6 protein-coding genes are annotated in these 4,315 nt (G+C 69.7%); 3 read left to right on the top strand and 3 right to left on the bottom strand.

Features of this window, described 5'->3' with window-relative positions; all coding sequences use genetic code 11:
* Positions 1-91 precede the first annotated feature (91 nt).
* Positions 92-1,165 carry a porphobilinogen synthase gene (hemB, locus tag FV222_RS18505; protein WP_147764049.1) on the bottom strand — a complete coding sequence of 358 codons (1,074 nt, stop codon included), beginning with the start codon at positions 1,163-1,165 and terminating at the stop codon, positions 92-94.
* A 145-nt stretch (positions 1,166-1,310) separates the two neighbouring features.
* Between hemB and FV222_RS18500 the strand changes: the two genes are divergently transcribed.
* The 3 genes from FV222_RS18500 to FV222_RS18490 all read left to right on the top strand — a co-directional run bounded on the left by FV222_RS18500 (position 1,311) and on the right by FV222_RS18490 (position 3,505).
* Positions 1,311-2,375, top strand: a complete 1,065-nt coding sequence (locus FV222_RS18500) for an enoyl-CoA hydratase/isomerase family protein (protein ID WP_147764048.1) — start codon at positions 1,311-1,313, stop codon at positions 2,373-2,375.
* On the top strand, positions 2,375-2,830 hold the full coding sequence (locus tag FV222_RS18495) for a DUF6163 family protein (protein ID WP_147751685.1): 456 nt from the start codon (positions 2,375-2,377) through the stop codon (positions 2,828-2,830). The genes FV222_RS18500 and FV222_RS18495 overlap by 1 nt, the downstream gene beginning before the upstream one ends.
* A gap of 162 nt (positions 2,831-2,992) precedes the next feature.
* Complete coding sequence (locus FV222_RS18490) at positions 2,993-3,505, top strand: winged helix DNA-binding protein (RefSeq protein WP_147751701.1); 513 nt, start codon at positions 2,993-2,995, stop codon at positions 3,503-3,505.
* 142 nt (positions 3,506-3,647) lie between these two features.
* Here the strand turns inward: FV222_RS18490 and pqqA (FV222_RS32050) are convergent, their stop codons facing one another.
* Complete coding sequence (gene pqqA, locus FV222_RS32050) at positions 3,648-3,737, bottom strand: pyrroloquinoline quinone precursor peptide PqqA (protein ID WP_007559225.1); 90 nt, start codon at positions 3,735-3,737, stop codon at positions 3,648-3,650.
* A gap of 70 nt (positions 3,738-3,807) precedes the next feature.
* Complete coding sequence (gene pqqA / locus FV222_RS32045) at positions 3,808-3,897, bottom strand: pyrroloquinoline quinone precursor peptide PqqA (RefSeq protein WP_147727216.1); 90 nt, start codon at positions 3,895-3,897, stop codon at positions 3,808-3,810.
* Positions 3,898-4,315: the final 418 nt, after the last annotated feature.

Below are 4,315 nucleotides of genomic sequence, written 5' to 3'. Positions count from 1 at the left end.
GTGTCGAGGCGCTGCCGCTGCACTGCGCTCTCGCAGGCGACCAGGCCTCCCAGGAAGCCGAGGAGCACGCCGGCGGCAAGGAGCCGGCGCCTCACGCCCCGGCGCGCAGACGCTCGGCGACGCGGGGGGCGTAGTAGGTCAGCACGCCGTCGGCCCCGGCGCGCTTGAAGGCGAGCAGGCTCTCGACCATGGCGCGGTCGCCGTCGAGCCAGCCGTTGCGGCTGGCCGCCTCGATCATCGCGTACTCGCCCGACACCTGGTAGGCGAAGGTCGGGACGCCGAATTCGTCCTTCACCCGGCGGATGATGTCGAGATAGGGCAGGCCCGGCTTCACCATCACCGAATCGGCGCCCTCCTCCAGGTCGAGCGCGACCTCGCGCAGGGCCTCGAGGCCGTTGCCGGGGTCCATCTGGTAGGTGCGCTTGTCGCCGACCAGCGCCGCCTGCGTGCCGATGGCGTCGCGGAACGGGCCGTAGAAGGCGCTGGCGTACTTGGCGGCGTAGGCCATGATCTGCACGTCGAGGTAGCCGGCCTTGTCGAGCCCGGCGCGGATCGCGCCGACGCGCCCGTCCATCATGTCGGAGGGCGCGATGATGTCGGTGCCGGCCTCGGCCTGGATCAGGCTCTGCTCGACGAGGAGCGCCACGGTCTCGTCGTTGAGGATCGCCCCGTCCGCGAGCAGGCCGTCATGGCCGTGGCTGGTGTAGGGATCGAGCGCCACGTCGGTCATGATGCCGACCTGCGGCACCGCCTTCTTCACCGCGCGCACCGCCCGGCACACGAGGTTGTCCGGGTTCAGCGCCTCGGAGCCGGTCGGATCGCGCAAGCTCACCTCCGTGTAGGGGAAGAACGAGACCGCCGGGATGCCGAGGCGCGCGGCGCGCTCGGCGTCGCGCACGATCTCGTCGACGCTCAGGCGCTCGACGCCGGGCATGGAGGCGATCGGCTCGCGCCGCCCGGTGCCCTCGATCACGAACATCGGCCAGATCAGGTCGTCGACTGTCAGCGTATGCTCGCGCACGAGGCGCCGCGACCAGTCGGCCTTGCGGTTGCGCCGCGGGCGCTGGGTGATCTTCAGGCCGGCGGCGCGGGAATCCTCGCGCGCGGTCTCCACGGCGAGGGGGCGCGGCCGGGGCGTGTCGTCGGACGGATGTTCGCGGGACATGGGATCGCGTTCGCTGTGATCGGTTCGCGGGTGGCGCGGCCTAGCACAAGTGCCCGAGCCGGCGAAGCCCGGCGCGTTGACGCGAGCGCCCGGTCGGCCTCTAACCGCGCAACGATCGCGTGGACGGGAACGGAGCGGGCACATCGTGAGCGGAGCCGAAGCGGCCAACGACGAGATCCGGTTCGAGCGGCGGGGCGCGCTCGGCCTCGTCACCCTCGACCGGCCGAAGGCCCTGAACGCGCTCTCCCTCGGGATGATCGACGCGTTGCACGCGCAGCTCGACGCCTGGGCGGCGGATGCCGGCGTCACCCGCGTGGCGATCCGTGGCGCGGGCGGCCGGGCCTTCTGCGCCGGCGGCGACATCCGCCACATCTCCGCCTGCGGCAAGGCCGGGCGGTTCGACGACGTGTTCGCGTTCTGGCAGGCCGAGTACCGCCTCGTCGCGCGCATGCAGCGCTACGAGAAGCCGGTCGTCGCGCTGATCGAGGGCGTGGTGATGGGGGGCGGCGTCGGCATCTCCCTGCACGGGGCGCACCGCGTGGCTTGCGAGAGCTACGTCTTCGCCATGCCGGAGGTCGGCATCGGCCTGTTTCCGGACGTGGGCATGACCTACGCCCTGCCCCGGCTTCCGGGACGGATCGGTACCTATCTCGCCCTCACCGGCAGCCGGGTCGGTCCCGGCGACGCCCTCGCGATCGGCCTCGCCACCGCCTACGCCCCGGCGCAGGGCTTCGAGGCGATCCTCGACCGGCTGTCCGACGGCGGACCGGTCGCCGACGCGATCGGGACCGGCGCCCCGCTTCCCCCGACCGGTCCGCTCGTGGCCGAGCGCAGCCTGATCGACGACGCGTTCGCCGCCGACGACGTGGCCGACATCCTCGGCCGCCTCGACGTCGCGGCGTCGGCCGGCTCGACCTTCGCCGCCGAGACCGCGGCGCTGATCCGCACCCGCTGCCCGACGAGCCTGTGCATCGCCCGCGAGCAGATGGCCCGCGGGCCCGCGCTCGACTTTCCCGCGGCCGTGCTCACCGAATACCGCCTCGTCACCCGTCTGATGCGCGGCCACGACTTCTTCGAGGGCGTGCGCGCGGTGCTGATCGACAAGGACGGACGACCGGATTGGCGGCCGGCGACCCTGGAGGCGGTCGACCGCGACGCGGTGCGCGCCGCCTTCGGCCCGACTGAGCGGCCGGAGCCGCGGTTCTCCTAATGCGCAAGGTCGGACGGATCACCCGCGGCAGCGCGGTCGGCGACGCGCCGGGCGACCGCATCGAGCGGCGCGCGGCCGCGCCCAAGAGCACCTGGGACACGGTGCTGGTCTGGTTCATGCGCCTGACCGCGCTGGCCTGGCTCGCCAAGAGCGTGTTCTCGTTCGCGACGATCCTCGACGTGGTGCCGGGGCATCGCCCGTTCGCGCTGGAGCCGTTCGGCCGGCAGGCGGCGCTGATCTACTTCGCGGTGATCGACGCCAACGCCGCGATCGGCCTGTGGCTCACCAGCGCCTGGGGCGGCGTCGTCTGGCTGCTGGCGGTGACCTCGATGCTGACGCTCGCCGTCCTCACACCGCAGCTTCTGCAGACGCCGCTGGCGCTGGTCTTGGCCGAGTCCAGTATCGTAGTGATCTACTTCGTATTCTCTTGGCTTGCGGCGCAGGAGGCGCGGTAAACGAGAGGTTATTCGGATCGCTTCACTTTGCATTTACCGACAGAAGTAAATCGCGAATTCATCGTGTCTCTTAGAGCGCCTTTCATCTCCGCCGCCTAGGTTCACCCCATGAGCGGCGCCGGACAGCAGATGTTCCGGCAGAACCACCGGATGAGGCACACGATGAAGTCCCAGGCCGTCAAGATCTCGGAGACCACCGCCGCCCCCGAGACCGGGGTCGTGACCGGCTCGTATCTCGAGGCGCTCCACCTCGTCGAGCGCCTGCATCGCCGCCTGCTCGACGTGATCAAGGACGAGTTCGAGCGTCGCGGCCGCGAGGACGTCAACAGCGTCCAGGCGCTGCTGCTCTACAACATCGGCGACAAGGAGCTCACCGCGAGCGAGCTGCGCACCAAGGGCTACTATCTCGGCTCGAACGTCTCCTACAACGTCAAGAAGCTCGTCGAGGCCGGCTACCTCCACCACGCCCGGTCGAAGACCGACCGCCGCTCGGTGCGCATCAGCCTCACCGACAAGGGCCGCATGGTCCACGACATCATCCAGGGCCTCTACGACAAGCACGCCCGCACCATCCAGCCGATCGGCGGCATCTCGGACGACGACTTCGGCCGGCTCAACGTCGCGCTCGGTCGCCTGGAGCGGTTCTGGACCGACCAGATCCGCTACCGCCTCTGAAACTTGCCGACACCGAGGACGACGAAGCCGGCCGCCCGCGAGGGACGGCCGGCTTTTTCGTTTTTGCGCGACGCAAACGAAAAACGCCGCCCCCGAGGGAGCGGCGTTCCGTCGACCGGCCGCGTTCGCAGCCGACCGGTGCTCAGTTGAAGGTGTCGATCTCGGCCGACTCGTAGCTGGTGACTTCCATGCCGACGCAGATCTCGGAAACGACGGGGGCGGACCAAGCCATGTGAATTCTCCTGAACGGAAAGAGGTGGGAAACGGCGTCGTGCCGGCTCGCGAGCGAGCCGGTCATCGGCTCAGTTGAAGGTGTCGATCTCGGCGGACTCGTAGCTCGTCACTTCCATGCCGACGCAGACTTCCTGAACGATGGGGGCGGACCAGGCCATGGCGTTTCTCCTCGTGAACTTCGATGACCGGAAGATAGGCGATACCTTGGGCGCAATACAAGCGGGCGCTACACTTATATTTCTCATAAGATCGAAGCCCGACCTGCCGATCCGGTGCGCCTTCACCCTGTTCGAGCCAAAATTGCGTGCCTGATCAGACATATGGTGCCGATCGCCCACGATCGCCAGCCCGGGCGGCCGAACCCCGTCGCCCCCCGATCCGACGCCGCCATCCTTTCGCTTGACGGGTCGCGGCGCCGGGCGCACAGGCTGGCGCGCGGTGAGCCGGGCTTCGGTGACCGCATGCGCCCTTCCCACGAAGATCCCGATGCCCAGCGACACGCCAGACCGATCGTCCGAGCCGTGCCCGGCCGCACGTCGCGATCCCGCCTGAGGTCCTGAGGGGCCCGCGCCGGGC

This window comes from Methylobacterium sp. WL103 (genome assembly GCF_008039885.1).
Taxonomy (GTDB): Bacteria; Pseudomonadota; Alphaproteobacteria; order Rhizobiales; family Beijerinckiaceae; genus Methylobacterium; species Methylobacterium cerastii.
Note: the sequence above shows the minus strand (reverse complement) of the source record. Positions and strands in the feature narration are given on the sequence as shown.